The 15,272-nt window shown below is 41.1% G+C and carries 13 protein-coding genes; 6 read left to right on the forward strand and 7 right to left on the reverse strand.

Translation table 11 applies throughout. The features are described 5' to 3' along the window. Nucleotides 1-92: 92 nt before the first annotated feature. Nucleotides 93-1,748, forward strand: coding sequence for a GGDEF domain-containing phosphodiesterase (locus tag H5158_RS14255; protein ID WP_179959215.1), 1,656 nt, complete (start codon nt 93-95; stop codon nt 1,746-1,748). A 7-nt stretch (nt 1,749-1,755) separates the two neighbouring features. Here the strand turns inward: H5158_RS14255 and H5158_RS14260 are convergent, their stop codons facing one another. Both H5158_RS14260 and rraA read right to left on the reverse strand, forming a co-directional pair. Then, nucleotides 1,756-2,802, reverse strand: coding sequence for a formimidoylglutamase (locus H5158_RS14260; RefSeq protein WP_182740287.1), 1,047 nt, complete (start codon nt 2,800-2,802; stop codon nt 1,756-1,758). A 3-nt stretch (nt 2,803-2,805) separates the two neighbouring features. Next, entirely contained in the window at nt 2,806-3,303 is a 498-nt protein-coding gene (gene rraA, locus H5158_RS14265) for a ribonuclease E activity regulator RraA (protein WP_145238473.1), read from the reverse strand. Between the two features lie 218 nt (nt 3,304-3,521). On the opposite strand from rraA, the gene H5158_RS14270 reads away from it, so the two are divergent. From H5158_RS14270 to H5158_RS14285, 4 genes are all read left to right on the forward strand, one after another. Next, nucleotides 3,522-4,061, forward strand: coding sequence for a phosphatase PAP2 family protein (locus H5158_RS14270; protein ID WP_145238476.1), 540 nt, complete (start codon nt 3,522-3,524; stop codon nt 4,059-4,061). After that, entirely contained in the window at nt 4,058-5,086 is a 1,029-nt protein-coding gene (locus H5158_RS14275) for an MJ1255/VC2487 family glycosyltransferase (RefSeq protein ID WP_149982619.1), read from the forward strand. Before H5158_RS14270 ends, H5158_RS14275 begins: the two co-directional genes overlap by 4 nt. A gap of 116 nt (nt 5,087-5,202) precedes the next feature. After that, nucleotides 5,203-7,083 carry a methyl-accepting chemotaxis protein gene (locus H5158_RS14280; protein WP_182740288.1) on the forward strand — a complete coding sequence of 627 codons (1,881 nt, stop codon included), beginning with the start codon at nt 5,203-5,205 and terminating at the stop codon, nt 7,081-7,083. Nucleotides 7,084-7,405: 322 nt separating this feature from the next. Further along, on the forward strand, nt 7,406-8,878 hold the full coding sequence (locus tag H5158_RS14285; RefSeq protein ID WP_182740289.1) for an anti-phage dCTP deaminase: 1,473 nt from the start codon (nt 7,406-7,408) through the stop codon (nt 8,876-8,878). A 385-nt stretch (nt 8,879-9,263) separates the two neighbouring features. Here H5158_RS14285 and H5158_RS14290 read toward each other — a convergent pair whose 3' ends face one another. The 5 genes from H5158_RS14290 to priA all read right to left on the reverse strand — a co-directional run bounded on the left by H5158_RS14290 (nt 9,264) and on the right by priA (nt 14,377). Continuing rightward, complete coding sequence (locus H5158_RS14290; RefSeq protein ID WP_182740290.1) at nt 9,264-9,638, reverse strand: gamma-butyrobetaine hydroxylase-like domain-containing protein; 375 nt, start codon at nt 9,636-9,638, stop codon at nt 9,264-9,266. A 61-nt stretch (nt 9,639-9,699) separates the two neighbouring features. After that, on the reverse strand, nt 9,700-11,028 hold the full coding sequence (gene hslU, locus H5158_RS14295) for an HslU--HslV peptidase ATPase subunit (protein ID WP_182717691.1): 1,329 nt from the start codon (nt 11,026-11,028) through the stop codon (nt 9,700-9,702). 11 nt (nt 11,029-11,039) lie between these two features. Beyond that, the gene (gene hslV / locus H5158_RS14300; RefSeq protein ID WP_145238496.1) at nt 11,040-11,558 is read right to left on the reverse strand and encodes an ATP-dependent protease subunit HslV; all 519 of its coding nucleotides are present in this window, start codon (nt 11,556-11,558) and stop codon (nt 11,040-11,042) included. Nucleotides 11,559-11,638: 80 nt separating this feature from the next. After that, nucleotides 11,639-12,169, reverse strand: coding sequence for an SPOR domain-containing protein (locus H5158_RS14305; RefSeq protein ID WP_182717692.1), 531 nt, complete (start codon nt 12,167-12,169; stop codon nt 11,639-11,641). Nucleotides 12,170-12,190: 21 nt separating this feature from the next. Beyond that, a complete protein-coding gene (gene priA / locus H5158_RS14310; RefSeq protein ID WP_149982625.1) occupies nt 12,191-14,377 on the reverse strand; it encodes a primosomal protein N' in 2,187 nt (728 codons plus the stop codon). 233 nt (nt 14,378-14,610) lie between these two features. Here priA and rpmE point away from each other — a divergent pair, with 233 nt between their 5' ends. Then, nucleotides 14,611-14,823 (forward strand): 50S ribosomal protein L31, encoded by a 213-nt coding sequence (gene rpmE, locus H5158_RS14315; protein ID WP_145238505.1) that lies wholly within the window; start codon nt 14,611-14,613, stop codon nt 14,821-14,823. The last annotated feature ends 449 nt before the right edge of the window (nt 14,824-15,272 follow it).

Raw genomic sequence — 15,272 nt, forward strand, 5'->3', positions numbered from 1 at the left:
CGCTATTAACAAATACGGGACTTGAATATTCTGCAGGGAGCGCTTTTTTAAACAATATATTGACGCCTACTTTTTTAGCCGGCGCTATTTTTATGGCGATGATCTGTGCCTTGTGCGTGGTTAAAAAGCCATTACTGCGCTTTAGCTATCTCAGCAATGGGGTACTTGGGCTGGCAGTATTAAGCGGCGGCTTTAACTTTTTGGAGTTACTATTTGCACTGAGTATTGGTTTGCATTTATGGCTGGCATTTTCGCAAAATAAATGGACTATGCTCACTTTGAGCTGTTGCTCAGCACTTGTATTTACGGTGTGCTTAGCGGCTCATTTACTACTTGAGTTACCTCTTTATTTAATTGTACTGGCGAGCATTGTACTGGCTATGTCTGGCTATTTTGATGATGAAGAGCTTGTTGCTGAGGCTGATGACGCAGCGCATATAAATCACTTTATGGAGCCTGCGCCGTTATTAAATCTTCCCGATATTAAGCAGTTACGACAAGGTTATTACGACTGGCGTAAAAACAATCAACAACGAGCTGCGTTGGTGGTTATCCGGTTGGAGGGGTTTGCTCAGGTTAATCAGCATATTGGCCGAGACTTTGGGGATTTACTATTAGCGCAGTCTGCAAACCGTATTAAGCAACTACTGCTTATTGAAGAAGTGATTAATTTAGCTGGGGAACAAAAATTAGCTCACCTTGGTGGCCTTAATTTTGCATTTATATGTAATTTAGCGCAGCAAAAACATCTACATGAGCAATTAATCAATCAAATACTAGGGGCCACCTTGAAGCCGTTTAATGTGGCTAATTGCACTATTAAAGTCAATGCACGGGCCAGTTTCGTTGATTGCGATGAACAAGAAAATAGCTTTGATAATTTAATTTCGTTTGCTTACCTCGCTTTAGATAGCCACCCAAAACAACAAGTGGTGGTGTACCATCAACAAATGAGAATAGAGCAACTAGAACAGCAAGCGCGTTTGCAAGAATTAGCAAATATCGATTTTTCTAGCGAACTTGAACTGTACTTCCAACCCATCATTTGCAATCACGATGAAAAAATTGAATTTTTAGAGTTGTTACTGCGTTGGCAACATCCCAGACAAGGGATTTTATCGGCTAATCGATTTATTGATGATATACGTGTTGCAGGGCTTGCTTATCCATTAGCCACATTTGTTATTGAACGCGCCGCAGAGCTTGCAATGGCACTGCGCATGGAAGGCATAACGATGCCTTTGAGTATCAATTTATTTGGCTCTGAAATGCTAAATGAAGAATTTATCGAATTCCTTGATCACATTTTTATCGAACATCAACTACAAACTGGCGATTTAATTGTCGAGTGTCCACTTAATCTGTTTATGAGTTTAGATGAGCAAGGTAAAGCAATGGTCGCACGCATCAATAGCATTGGTATTAAAGTCTGTGTGGATGGCCTTGGTGATAGCCCTATTTGGCTTGCTAAGTTACCAAATTTAGCCGTTGCATATGTGAAAATAGCGCCTTCATTAACAGCTGATTTCAGTCATCAAAGCCATGTTCGTAGTTTGATAAGTGGTATGGTTGATATGCATAACCAACAAAATGCGAAGGTAATTTGCGAAGGGGTAGAAACACTGGAGCAGCTTAATTTTGTAAAAAGTTTAAACGCCTATGCTGCGCAGGGTTATTACTACAGTCATCCACTGAGCAGTGTTGGCATGATCTCTTGGTTAAAACAATGGCAAATAGAGCATCCGTAATCGTTTTTTAGTTTGCTTTGGCTTGTAAATAAGCATTCACGAGAGCTGTGATTATTTGCCCTGCATCGCTCATTCCGGCCTGTATACCACTAGGATGTTGGTTGGGGGCTGCTTCACATAAATGCAAGTATTGGCTGTTTACTTGACTGGCAGCTAAATGCACAAAGTGCTCGGCATCGCTAACACTAAAACCACAATTGGTATACGCACTGACGGGCATTAATGAAATGCTATCAAGATCCACTTCAACCCCAAGTGGTGCATCAATTAGATTATATAGTGCCTGCTGGCATGCTTCAGTTAAGGTTTTTTCGCGCCTCACTTGCAGCGCTTGGTAGCTATCATAACTAAATTGGGCAGCAGCTAAAGCATCAATAATTGCTTGATTGTTTTTCAGCTCGTGCATGCCAATAACATGATAATTATTTAAGTGTTGCTCGTTATATGCATAGCGAAAACCATTACCACTATGGCGGCCTTCACAGTCACGGAAATCGGCATGAGGGTCAAAGTTGATCGCGTTTATTGGGCGCTGTTTATGCTTGCTTAATGCGCGAATAATACCAAGGCAGTTATTATGGCCACCGCCAATAACGATTGGCTCTAACCCCGCAGCAAAAATTAAGCTCAGCACTTGCTCAACACGTTGATCAAGCTGGGCGCATAACTGGCGTAATTGTGTTAGTTGCTGAGGATTTTGGTTTGATAAATCGCGCGCCGCAAGAGTCAAATCGCTGATCGCGACTTCGCCTAATAACAAAACTTTTTCGTTCGCTAAAAATTGGTTATCAGGTTGATTTAAAAAGCGCTTAAGAAATGCTTGCCAGCCATCTTCGGCACCACCATTGCCTAAGTTGGCGCGTGGCCCGATATCTTCGCAAATACCTAGTAATACATACTTAATACCAAATTGCGCGGCATCGCGCATGGCTTGTAAAGGATCAACACCAGTGTCAAGTAGGGCTATTGACTGCCATGCTTTTCTTTCATTAGCGCGACTGCTACACCAAGCTTTTACAGTCGCTTCATCATAGATATGTAGGTGGTTTGACACTCGTTATTCTTCTACGATTTCCAGTTCAAGTTCTTCACCAGATAATACAATACCGGTGCTATCTGCATAGATAAAGTCGTCATCAAAAAATGATACACCAGCGAAGTTAACGCCAATGCCGTCTTCACCAGCACCGGTGCTGTCTGCTGCAACAGGGATTGAAGCAATTGCTTGAATACCTAAATCAAGCTCTTCAAGTTCATCAACATGACGTACTGCACCGTATACCACAATGCCTTGCCAGTTATTTTCTACAGCTAGTTCAGCAAGCTCGATATCGATTAATGCGCGACGAGTTGAACCACCCCCATCAATTAATAATACACATTCTTCGCCGTCTTGAGAGAGTATGTCGCGGATCAGTTCATTATTTTCAAAACATTTGACGGTTTTAATACGGCCACTAAAATTGTGGCGACCACCAAAGTTAATAAACATAGGTTCGAGCACATCGACCACATCGGCAAAGTGATCGCATAAATCTGAAGTGCTGTAATCCATTTTTCTATCCTTTCTAAAGATACGTGAGCTGATGTTCAGTATACCTTTCTTAAATGCAATAACAACGACTTAATAACAGTAAATTGCGCTCTTTTTAAACAATTATTGCGCTAAAACAGGAAAAGCAATATTAGTGTCTTAAAAGCGTCACTCAATTGTTATTTTCACCGCCTAAGCTGAAATTGTGTACAGAGTTTGCACAATTAAAGGAGCAAGTAATGAGTGAGAACAACATGCTAAAAAAAGTTGTCCAACTGGACCAAAGTTTGTTTTTGATGCTATTTAATGGCAATGCCCCAAAATGGTTAAAAAATTCAGCTTTAGGTTTCTCAAAAACAGGCAATGGAGGGCTTTATGTATTAATCGCTGTTGGTTTTGGCTGGCTTAGCAGTGAAGCTGAATTACGGCTTATGGCGATGACTCTATTGCTGGGCTTTTTAATTGAGCGACCCATTTATTACGTGGCTAAAAATAGTTTTGCCAGAATTCGGCCATGTGATTGTTTAGTAAAAGGCGCTTACATTACGCCCAGCGATAAATTTAGTTTACCGTCAGGGCACAGTGCTGGCGCATTTTTAGTTGCCGTTATCTTAGCGCAGTATTTCCCGCAATTCGCAGAGTTATGTTTTTTGTGGGCAACGGGGGTCGCAGCATCGCGGGTGTTACTTGGGGTACATTTTCCTGTTGATGTAGTGCTTGGTGCATTGATGGGGGGAAGCTGTGGTTTATTGGCAATCTTGATAGTGGCTACCTTATGAAAATACTTTATGGCATTCAAGGGACCGGTAATGGTCATATAACCCGAGCAAGGGTGATGGCGAATGCGTTTAAGCAAATGGGGATTGCTGTAGATTATGTGTTTTCAGGGCGAGCCCAGCAGAATTACTTTGATATGGACGAGTTTACTAATTATCGCAGCTTTCGGGGGTTATCTTTTACTACTCAAAATGGTCAAGTCAATAGTTACCAAACAGTGAAAAATAGCCGTATATGTAGATTACTAAAAGACATAAAGCAGTTAGATGTATCGGGTTATGATTTTGTGTTTAATGACTTTGAACCGATCACTGCATGGGCAGCAAAACGCCAAGCAGTGCCAGTAATAGGCATGAGTCATCAAGCTGCATTTTTATCACCCAAAGTACCAATGTTTGGCCATAGTTTACTGCGCCGCTCATTAATAAAATATTATGCTCCTGCTGATACCTATTTAGGCGTGCATTGGCAGCCATTCGCACAAAATATCATCCCTCCTTTTATTGCTCATCATCGACATGATAATCCGGTCAATGTTGACAATAAAGTATTGGTATATTTACCTTTTGAAGAACTGCGAAGTGTGATTGATTACTTACAAGATTTTCCTGAAAAAGAATTTTATTGTTACCACCCGCAAGCTCAGGATAGTTCATCCGCTAATATTCATCTACGAGCCCCTTCACGTGGTGGCTTTTTAAATGATTTAGCCAATGCCAGTGGCGTGATCGCAAATGCGGGTTTTGAGCTCTCTAGCGAAGCACTAAAATTAGGTAAAAAACTGTTATTGAAACCATTGTCAGGGCAGTTTGAACAAGACGCCAATGCACAAACATTATTAGCAATGAAAGCCGCGCACGTAATGAATTACTTAAACCCCAATGCGTTGGATGACTGGCTCAATAGTACATCACAAAAACAGATTAATTTTCCAAGTGATCCACAGCCATTAGTTGAGTGGTTAGCAGCTAAACAGTGGCATAACACACAGGAATTACATCAAAATTTGTGGGCTTCGGTAGGTTAAATTCAAAATCAACGGATTTTTTAAAGCACTGTAGTAAAAAAGAATAATAATGTAAGCCAATTGTTAGTTATTTAACTATACTATCTTGCAGTGATTTATTTTATAGGCTGTTGTTAATGAGTTTACTCCAAAATTTGACTATTAAACGTCGTTTACAAGTCAATGCATTAGTTGTTGGTCTCGCTATGGTCGTTATGTTGTGCGTCATTATCTATGAGGCACGCATTATGCTGAAACTAAATGAAACGATTCAGTATGCTGAAGAGCTTGATATACACGAACTGTCAATGCGTAAGTACGAAAAAGACTTTTTGTTTTATAAGCAAGAAGGCAGCTTAGAGTTATTCGATCAAGAATATGAGCAGCTACAGGTTAAAATAAAAATGTTGGCTCAGTTATCAGCCGAGCTTGATATTGCCACTGCGCAAGTCGAGCAATTTGTAGCACTTGCTAAGCAGTATAATGACGACTTTCAAAAAGTTGTAAAATTACAAAAGAAAATTGGTTTGCACCCTAAAGATGCGCTTTATGGCGAACTACGAGATGCTGTACATCAAATGGAAACGCTGTTAAATAAGCAAGATAACTATCATTTACTCACTTTGATGTTGCAGCTTAGACGCTCTGAAAAAGATTTTATGCTGCGTTTTGACCTAAAATATTTAACTCGTTTTGAAGACGGCGTATCGCAGCTAGAACGTCAAATTCGCAACGAAAACTTGGCTTCAAGTGACCAGTCTGAGCTGTTACGTTTACTTGCAATTTATAAAAGTAAGTTTAAGTCGTTAGTTGATGCGCAAGTTGCATTAGGTCTGGATTTAGGTTCAGGTGCACTTGGTAAAATGAGAGACAGCGTTAAACAAAGTGATGATTTAGTCACTTTAATTACGACTGCAACGAAACAACAAGTTGAGTCTACTGCTGCACAAGCACAAATGATTGCTATCGCAATTTTTATTGTTGCCAGCTTACTGGTGATGATTTTGGTGTACTTTACAAGTCGCTCGATTATCGTGCCGATTGAACGGGTGTATCACACCATCAATGAAATTCGTCGCAACAATGATTTACGACTTACAATAGATCATAGTGGTAAAGACGAAGTTACTACCATGACGATCGATTTTAATAGTCTCATAAATGATTTTAAAGAACTGATCTACGAAGTGAATACAGCTTTAACAACTTTAAATATCGCTACCGATCATTTATCGGAGACTACTGCTGCAACCAGCTCGGGCATGCAAGAGCAGTTGCATGAAGCTGATATGGTTGCAACCGCCGCAACTGAAATGCAAGCTACCATTCAAGACATTTCTCATAATACCGAGGCTGCAGCCAAAAAAGCAGAATCAACCAATCAAAGTGCTCAACAGGGACGCAAGGAAGTTGAAGCAACGGTTAAGCAGATCAATCAATTATCTGATTCACTGGGTAATGCCACTACCGTAGTATCACAGCTTGAAAAAGACGGTGAAACCATTGGCTCAGTATTGGATGTTATTCGTGGTATTGCCGAACAAACTAATTTACTTGCACTCAATGCCGCAATCGAAGCTGCGCGCGCCGGAGAGCAAGGCCGAGGCTTTGCTGTTGTTGCTGATGAAGTGCGTTCACTTGCACAGCGTACTCAAGAGTCAACCAAAGAGATTGAGAGCATTATCTCGATTTTACAAGGGCGTACTCAAGAAGTCGTAAGCATAATGCAACGATGCCGAACACAAGGCGGCGAAAGCGCAGCACAAGCAACAAAAGCGGGTGAACTACTGAACTCTATTACCGAAGATGTGCAAACTATTATGGAAATGAGCACGCATATTGCCACCGCAATTGACGAGCAAAGCCAAGTTGCTTCTGAGGTGAATAAAAACGTCGTGCGTATTCGTGATATCGCCGAAGATGCCTCAGCTCATTCATCAAAAAATGCACAAACTAGCGAAGAGGTATCAGAGCAAGCAAGAGTGCTTTACGCCGCGATAGATAAGTTTAAGGTTTAAAAACAGAAGCTAGGTTCTAGGGTTTAGGCTCTAGGAGTTAGCTGAGCTTTAAGCGCTAAGCCATAAGTTTTAAGCAGCCCTGAGTTGTTTGAAAGTTATGGCTTTTATTTTTCTACATTGCATTACTTAAATCTAGAAAGTTTTGTATGCTTGTGTTTATGCAAATTTAACTTTTCCTGATTTTACTAATCGCAAGCAGTAACAGGATTTGTTATTGGTGTCTTAAAGCTTAAAAAATAAACTTCTTTCATTAAAGGTGAAAAAAGTGTATTTGATGGAATAGCTATATTTAGTTGCTGTCTAAAATAACATCAGGATGTTTATGCAAATTGAGAATTTTTCGAATAACTGTGAAATCGTGATTGGTCTAGTTGCTCCAGTTGGAGTTAACCTTGAAGATGTTCAAAATAGATTTACCTCTTATTTTAACCAGTTTAGGTATAAAGTTAATTTTATCCACCTATCTCAAGTTGCTAAGTCTTTTGATGGGGCTATCATCGGTCCGTATAAAGAGGATAGCCGATTAGATGCGGCAATGAATATTGGTAATAAACTCCGTGAGACTAACTCGAGAGGGGATTTGTTTGCATTACTTGCTATAAATGAAGTAAATAGAAAAAGAGAGGGTGAGTCTCCTGGGCCTTTAGAAAGATATGCTCATATAATTAGATCATTGAAACATCCAGATGAAGTTGAAACTCTTAGGCAAGTGTACGGTTCAGGGTTTATTCTGATTGGTATATCATCAAGTATCGAAAGTAGAAGAAAGTTTCTAGGTGATGAAAAAGGTGTGCCTGAAAACGAAATTGAGAGGCTAATTGAGCGTGATGATAAAGAGTCAAGCCCGAATGGTTTAGGGCAAAGTACTAGAGATGTTTTCCAAATGGCCGATGCCTTTATCACATCAGATGATTCAGAATCTTTATCAAAACAGATAGGGAGAACATTAGATTTACTTTTTTCAAAGCCAGTTGTGCCTCCAACTTCTGACGAGTATGCGATGTTTATGGCTTATGCAGCATCATTACGTTCCGCAGACTTATCAAGACAAGTGGGGGCTGTTCTAACCAATGAGCAGTCTGATATTTTAGCAACTGGGGCAAATGATGTTCCAAAATTTGGTGGTGGATTATATTGGCCTACGGGTGAGGATGATAAACGTGATTATGCTTTAGGTAAAGATTCGAATGAAGAGCAAAAAAATAAGATAATTCTAAATATAATGAGGAAATTTAATCAAACCGGAGCTGATGATACCCTTTTACTGAAAGAAGGAAAAAAACTACTTAAAGGTACAGGGCTATTAGATATCACCGAATATGGTAGGGCTGTGCATGCGGAGATGGAAGCATTAATGTCATCTGCTAGAAACGGCATATCGACAAGAGGTGCAACTTTATATACTACTACTTATCCGTGCCATAACTGTGCTAAACATATAGTTGCAGCAGGTGTGAATAGAGTTTTATATATAGAACCTTATCCTAAAAGTTTTGCTACAATTTTACATGAAGATTCAATTAATTCAGATGCCATAGCCGGTCAGATTGGCAAGGTGTCGTTTGAGCCATTTGTTGGGATAGGCCCACGACGGTTTGTCGATTTATTTTCTATGAATTTAAGCAGTGGTAGGCAATTGAAACGTAAGGAAAACGGAAAAGTTAAAAGTTGGGAACGAAACAGCGCCGAACTAAGAGTTCCAATGACCCCCTTGTCATATTTAGATGCAGAGGTTATGTTAGTAAAGCAGCTAGATGAGATTAAATCAGCGAAGGATGATACAAAAAATGACTAGTACAGAGAAAAACATTTTAAGAGCTAAGCAAATAGTTGATAGTTGGCCGGAATGGAAGAAGAATATACAACTTACTAAGTATAAGTCACCTAAAAATGAAGAGTCGAGAGAAGTACCACGCCGACAGACCGAGCTAGAATGTGGGTAATTTAACTTTATAATTGTACATATATGTTTGGTGGTTACCTTGAGCTCCAGTAAAAAATAGAATTGAATGATTAATTTAAAGTTTAGGGAAATAAGAGCTCTTCTTGCTGCTGTTTTCCTATAAACTTAGCTTATCTTCACTACACTCAACCACAACAACATAATCAACTTTAACGCCGAGCAACTTAAAACTGATCGCTGACCGCTTAAAACTTATCGCTTACCGCTTAAAGCTAACCTAAGGTACAAACTTGATCGGTACACTGTCTTTATTGGCTTGATGTTCTGCGAGGCGTTGTTGGTAGGTTTGCCATAAATCGTCATGTTGGGCTTGTAGGTGGCTGAAGTATGCCCAGCTAAATAAACCGCTGTTGTGGCCATCGTCAAAGTCTAAACGCAGTGCGTAGTGGCCGACTGGCTCGATGTTTTTGATGCTAACCTGCGATTTACCGAGTGCCAATTTCATTGGTTCGTTACCATGGCCTTGTACTTCGGCAGACGGTGAATGAACACGTAAAAACTCACTACTAAAAGTACAGTGGGTGTCATCGTCAAAATAGACATCAAGGGTTTTGCTAACGGTATGATGATGTACCTTGATAACTTGTTTCATTGTTATGCCTGTGTATTGAGCCTAGAACCTAGAGCCTGGGCTCTAAGTTCTAGTTTTAAAATTAAAGAATAAAGCGACTTAGGTCTTCATCTTCCACCAGTGCACCTAAATGCTTCTCAACATAGGCGGCATCAATGACTAAACTGGTGCCAGCTTGCTCTGATGCATCATAGGAAATTTCTTCCATCAGTTTTTCCATTACCGTATGTAGGCGACGTGCACCAATGTTTTCGGTTTTTTCATTAACTTGCCATGCCGCTTTGGCAATGCGCTCGATGGCGTCATCGCTAAACTCTACACTTACTTGCTCTGTTTTAAGTAGTGCATGTTGTTGCTCGGTCAGTGAGGCATGTGGTTCGGTTAAAATACGTTTAAAGTCGTCAGCGGTTAATGCTTCAAGCTCTACACGAATAGGTAAGCGACCTTGTAGTTCTGGGATCATGTCAGATGGTTTTGCCATTTGGAATGCGCCAGAGGCAATAAACAACATATGGTCAGTTTTCACCATGCCATGCTTAGTGCTCACGGTTGAGCCCTCAATCAGTGGCAGTAAGTCACGCTGTACGCCTTCACGGCTTACATCTGGACCTGATGATTCACCGCGTTTACAGATTTTGTCTATCTCGTCGATAAACACAATACCGTTTTGTTCGGCTGCGAAGATTGCTTGCTCTTTTAGCTCTTCAGGGTTTACTAATTTAGAGGCTTCTTCTTCAACCAATAATTTAAACGCTTCTTTAATTTTAAGTTTGCGTTTAGTGCGCTTGTCACCCGCCATATTTTGGAACATGCCTTGCAGCTGGTTGGTCATTTCTTCCATACCAGGTGGTGCCATGATCTCAACATTTGGTTGTGCTTGGGCTAAATCAATATCAATTTCTTTATCGTCTAATTGACCTTCGCGTAATTTTTTACGGAAGATCTGACGCGTTGAAGATCCTTCATCGCGTTGGCTTTCACCAGACGAATCTTTAGCAGGAGTCAGTAGTGCATCTAAAATACGTTCTTCGGCAGCTTCTTCTGCGCGATGTTTGAATTTTTTAGTTTGTTGTTCACGGGTCATTTTGATTGATACATCAACCAAGTCGCGAATGATGGTTTCAACCTCTTTACCAACATAGCCCACTTCAGTGAACTTAGTCGCTTCGACTTTAATGAAAGGCGCGTTGGCAAGTTTTGCTAAACGACGGGCAATTTCAGTTTTACCAACACCGGTTGGACCGATCATCAGGATATTCTTCGGCGTTACTTCAGCGCGAAGATCTTCATCTAATTGCATGCGGCGCCAGCGATTACGAAGGGCAATAGCCACTGCTTTTTTTGCTTTTGCTTGACCAATTATATGCAGGTCAAGTTCATGAACGATTTCTCTGGGAGTCATATCAGACATAGCAGTTCCTATTACAATTCTTCGATGGTTTGAAAGTTATTTGTGAATACACAAATGTTGCCGGCAATTGTCAGGCTTTTTTCAACAATTTCGCGGGCGCTTAAATCGGTGTTTTCAAGTAGGGCAGTTGCAGCTGATTGGGCAAAGTTACCACCACTACCAATGGCAATTAAATCATTTTCAGGCTGCACAACATCACCGTTACCAGTAATTATCAGTGAGGCTGTGGAGTCGGCAACAGCAAGCAATGCTTCGAGTTTGCGCAAGGCGCGATCGCTACGCCAATCTTTAGCCATTTCAACTGCGGCTTTGGTTAGATTGCCTTGGTGCATTTCAAGCTTGCTTTCAAAACGTTCGAACAGGGTGAAGGCATCAGCAGTGCCGCCAGCAAAACCGGCGATCACTTTGCCATTATAAAGGCGTCGAACTTTGCGGGCGTTGCCCTTCATTACGGTGTTACCAAGTGAAACTTGGCCATCGCCACCAATGACGACTTTATCGCCGCGACGTACACTTACAATAGTGGTCATGTTATTCCTCATCATCGAGTCACAGGGGCGACTCGTTAAAAGCGATTGATGATGAGTTAATATGGGTTAATGGGCTAAAATCAAGTCCAATTCCAAATTCCGCAACCAGTTATTTTGTTACGCTTTAGTTTGTTTTTATCACTTTCGGCTAAACGTTTGGTTTTATAAGGACCTAAACGCACTTTATACCAGACACCGTTAGTGCCGGTTGTTTCACGAATTTCGGCGATTAATCCGGCAAATGCGATTTTAGCTTTTAAGGTTTCTGCTTGGCCATGGGTTCTGAACGAACCGCATTGCATTACATAAGGGCCTTTTTGTTCAAGCTCTCTTACTTCAACTTGAATTTCATGCTCTTTGATTTCTTTTATGAATTCAGGAGGGCGTGGTTTAGGCAACTCTTGTTGCACTTTTGCAGGTGTTGGGTTTGCTTGTTGTTCAACCAGCTTTGGATCTGCATTGGTTTTGACATACCATAAACCAAAACTAAAACCGCCAACAAGTAGTACGGTAACCAGTACTAATAATACGGGGAATGGTTTTTTCGGTGGCGCTGTTTTTTTGCTATTACGGTTGCCCGGTTTTTTATTAATAAAATCGTGTTGTGCCATGGTGGTATTGGGCTTCTAACCTTAAATCATATCTATTGGATCTACATCTAAGCTCCATCGCACCTTTTGCGCTAATTTACTGGTACTTAAGTAGTCTACCATTTGCGCGAGATATTGGTGTAATAGAGGGCGTTCGAGCGCTTGAATATGCAATTGAAAGCGATATTTCCCCGCAATTCGCTCGAGCGGTGCAGGGATCGGACCTAGCAATTGTATACCAGTTAGACCTTGGACTGGAACTAAATCTGTTAAAAAATCGACCACTTGCTTTATGTTGTGACCTTCAGCGCGGACAATCGCCATATTAGTTATTGGTGGTAGCTGTGCGTCATCGCGCTCTTGCAGTGCAAAACGGGCGAAATCTTGATAACCATTATTGACTAAATCTTGTAATAAAGGATGTTCGGGAAAGTGAGTTTGCAATAATACATGACCTGGTTCGCCACTGCGCCCAGCACGGCCAGCCACCTGAGTAACCAATTGTGCTAAATGCTCTGTGGCGCGAAAGTCGCACGAGTACAAGCCGCCGTCGACATCAAGGATCAATACTAAGCTCACATCAGCAAAGTGATGACCTTTGGCAAGCATTTGGGTGCCAACTAAAATCCTTGCACCGCCTTGGTTTATATCGTCTAGGGCTTTTTCTAAACTGCCTTTACGACGCGTTGAGTCGCGATCAATCCGGCTAATCGGGGTATCAGGAAACTCGGTTGTTAAAAACTCTTCTATTTGTTCGGTGCCTTTGCCGTTAGGAAATATTTGTGTACTACCACAGTCTGGACACTGATGCGGCACGCGTTCTTGCTCACCGCAGTGATGGCAAATCATCTGGCCGATGGCTTTGTGAAAAGTCGCACTAGTGCTGCAACGTGTGCACTCACTTAACCAACCACATTCATGGCAAATCAGGGTAGGCGAAAAACCGCGACGGTTTAGAAATACCATCACTTGTTTGCCTCGTTTTAAATGCTGACGCATAGTGGCAAGACTGGCATGGGCTATACCAGCTTGATCCGGCTGGCCTTTCATATCAATCAGCTGAAATTTATTGTCGGTACTGGTTTGCGCACGTTGCGTTAGGCTCAGCAGTTGGTATTTATTATGAATTGCCTTATGCAAGGTTTCGAGCGCCGGGGTTGCTGAGCCTAAAATCAGCGGTATTTTATGTTGAAAAGCGCGGTATGCGGCTAAATCACGGGCATGGTAACGTAAGGTATCTTGTTGTTTAAATGAACCGTCATGTTCTTCATCAACAATGATCATACCAAGCTTTAAAAATGGTAAAAAGATACTCGAACGTGTACCAATCACAATTGCGCAACTGGCTTTTTCACAAAAGCGCCAAGTTTGTAAGCGTTCGTTATCGGTCAGTGCTGAATGCCACAGCATAATCGGCGTATCAGGAAAGCGACGACGAAATCGATTAACCGTTTGTGGCGTAAGGCCAATTTCAGGCACTAGTACGAGTGCTTGTTCACCGCGTTTTAAAACCTCTTCAAGGCATTGTAAGTAAACCTCGGTTTTACCACTGCCAGTAACACCTTCTAGTAAAAAGCTATTGAAACCGACCGCTTGATTAATGGTGGTACAGGCTACTGCTTGCTCTTTATTTAGAGTCGGCTTAGTGCCTACGGTGGGAAGTTGTTGTTGCCATTGGTTGTCGTGTTCAATCGTTTGGCTGATCAGCTCTTTGTTAAGTAAGCTGTCGATAGTTTTTTTACTAAACCCCAGCGCTTTTAATTCTGTAAGTGATGATTTACCCGAATCTGCCAGTTGTTTGAGTAAGCTTAGTTGGCTCTTTGCTTTTAAAGACGGTAATTTAGCGCCTTTTTCAGTAAGTGCCACCATACTAATACTGCTTTTATCTGGGCACAGTCCTTGACGCAGCGCGCCAGGCAGGGCGATATGAATTGTTTCACCTAGTGGGTAGCAATAATAGCGCGCAGTAAAACGCAATAATTCGATATGTCGCTCTGATAAAACGGCTTCATCATCAATCACTTCAAGCACTGCTTTAAGTTTATTAACCGGCACATCGGTGTTGGTTTTTAGCGCCAGTACGACCGCAACTTTGCGCTGATTACCAAATGGCACCCATACCCGCGCACCGACTTTAGGCATCACCGATAAACCATCGAGTTGCTCTGGAATGCGATAATCAAAGGTGCGATGCAACGGTACTTTTATAGCAACTTCAACAAAACTCATAACAACCCAAACAAGAACGAATAAGGGAGTTAATGTACTAAAATTATGGCTGAAAACCTACCTGCAAATACCTTCTTTAAAACTTTTGTTCATTTTATTAGCAAAAACGACATTTAAAGCTTGTAGCAAGTGGGGTTGTTGCTTAGAATACGCGTCCTAAATAATTTGTTTTAACGACGTATGGTGCCAGACTCCGGGTTTGGAGAGCGATGCGGCCTTAACTAGAGGTTTCTATGAAAGAAGGTATTCACCCTAAGTACGAAGTAATTTCAGCATCATGTTCATGTGGAAATAAATTCGAAACTCGTTCTACTCTGTGTAAAGACATTCACTTAGACGTATGTTCTGCGTGTCACCCGTTTTACACTGGTAAGCAAAAAGTTTTAGACACAGGTGGCCGTGTTGATCGCTTTAACAAGCGTTTCGGTTCACTTAGCAGCAAGTAATTCTTGTTGTTTTGTCGGAAAAAGCACCTTAGGGTGCTTTTTTTTATGCCTGCTATTTATTAAAAACACCGCCTTTTAGTCTTTATTTCTTGCTCTAGTGCTCCAGCTTTACGCATTCATTATGTTGTGACTATTTCCCACTTTTATATCCAGTATAGCGAGTAAATAACAGACAAATAGTGATTTGTTGACTATATTGTCATTCTCGTTAAAGCGATAAATTAAACGTTTTTGTCGGTAAAGTTAGGTCTTTTGCGGTTAAATGTTGTTAACGTCTTACTTTGATGGTTTTTAGTCATAGGTCATTATTTTTGCTTTAAAGCGTTGCATAATGAGCATTTTAAGATGGGTTTTTTGATGCTTTGTGGCGTTTTTATAGCCGAAAATTGAAGCTTTTTTGCAAAAAATGCTGACAAAACGCATAAAATTAACGGATATAGCATATAACA

Origin of the sequence: Pseudoalteromonas sp. SR45-6, assembly GCF_014163545.1 — a bacterium.
Taxonomy (GTDB): Bacteria; Pseudomonadota; Gammaproteobacteria; order Enterobacterales; family Alteromonadaceae; genus Pseudoalteromonas; species Pseudoalteromonas rhizosphaerae.

Coding starts and splice junctions, on each gene's coding strand:
- H5158_RS14255 (WP_179959215.1), top strand. CDS start 93: ATGGCGATGATCTGTGCCTTGTGCGTGGTTAAAAAGCCATTACTGCGC.
- rraA (WP_145238473.1), bottom strand. CDS start 3,303: ATGGATTACAGCACTTCAGATTTATGCGATCACTTTGCCGATGTGGTC.
- H5158_RS14270 (WP_145238476.1), top strand. CDS start 3,522: ATGAGTGAGAACAACATGCTAAAAAAAGTTGTCCAACTGGACCAAAGT.
- H5158_RS14275 (WP_149982619.1), top strand. CDS start 4,058: ATGAAAATACTTTATGGCATTCAAGGGACCGGTAATGGTCATATAACC.
- H5158_RS14280 (WP_182740288.1), top strand. CDS start 5,203: ATGAGTTTACTCCAAAATTTGACTATTAAACGTCGTTTACAAGTCAAT.
- H5158_RS14285 (WP_182740289.1), top strand. CDS start 7,406: ATGCAAATTGAGAATTTTTCGAATAACTGTGAAATCGTGATTGGTCTA.
- H5158_RS14290 (WP_182740290.1), bottom strand. CDS start 9,638: ATGAAACAAGTTATCAAGGTACATCATCATACCGTTAGCAAAACCCTT.
- hslU (WP_182717691.1), bottom strand. CDS start 11,028: ATGTCTGATATGACTCCCAGAGAAATCGTTCATGAACTTGACCTGCAT.
- hslV (WP_145238496.1), bottom strand. CDS start 11,558: ATGACCACTATTGTAAGTGTACGTCGCGGCGATAAAGTCGTCATTGGT.
- H5158_RS14305 (WP_182717692.1), bottom strand. CDS start 12,169: ATGGCACAACACGATTTTATTAATAAAAAACCGGGCAACCGTAATAGC.
- priA (WP_149982625.1), bottom strand. CDS start 14,377: ATGAGTTTTGTTGAAGTTGCTATAAAAGTACCGTTGCATCGCACCTTT.
- rpmE (WP_145238505.1), top strand. CDS start 14,611: ATGAAAGAAGGTATTCACCCTAAGTACGAAGTAATTTCAGCATCATGT.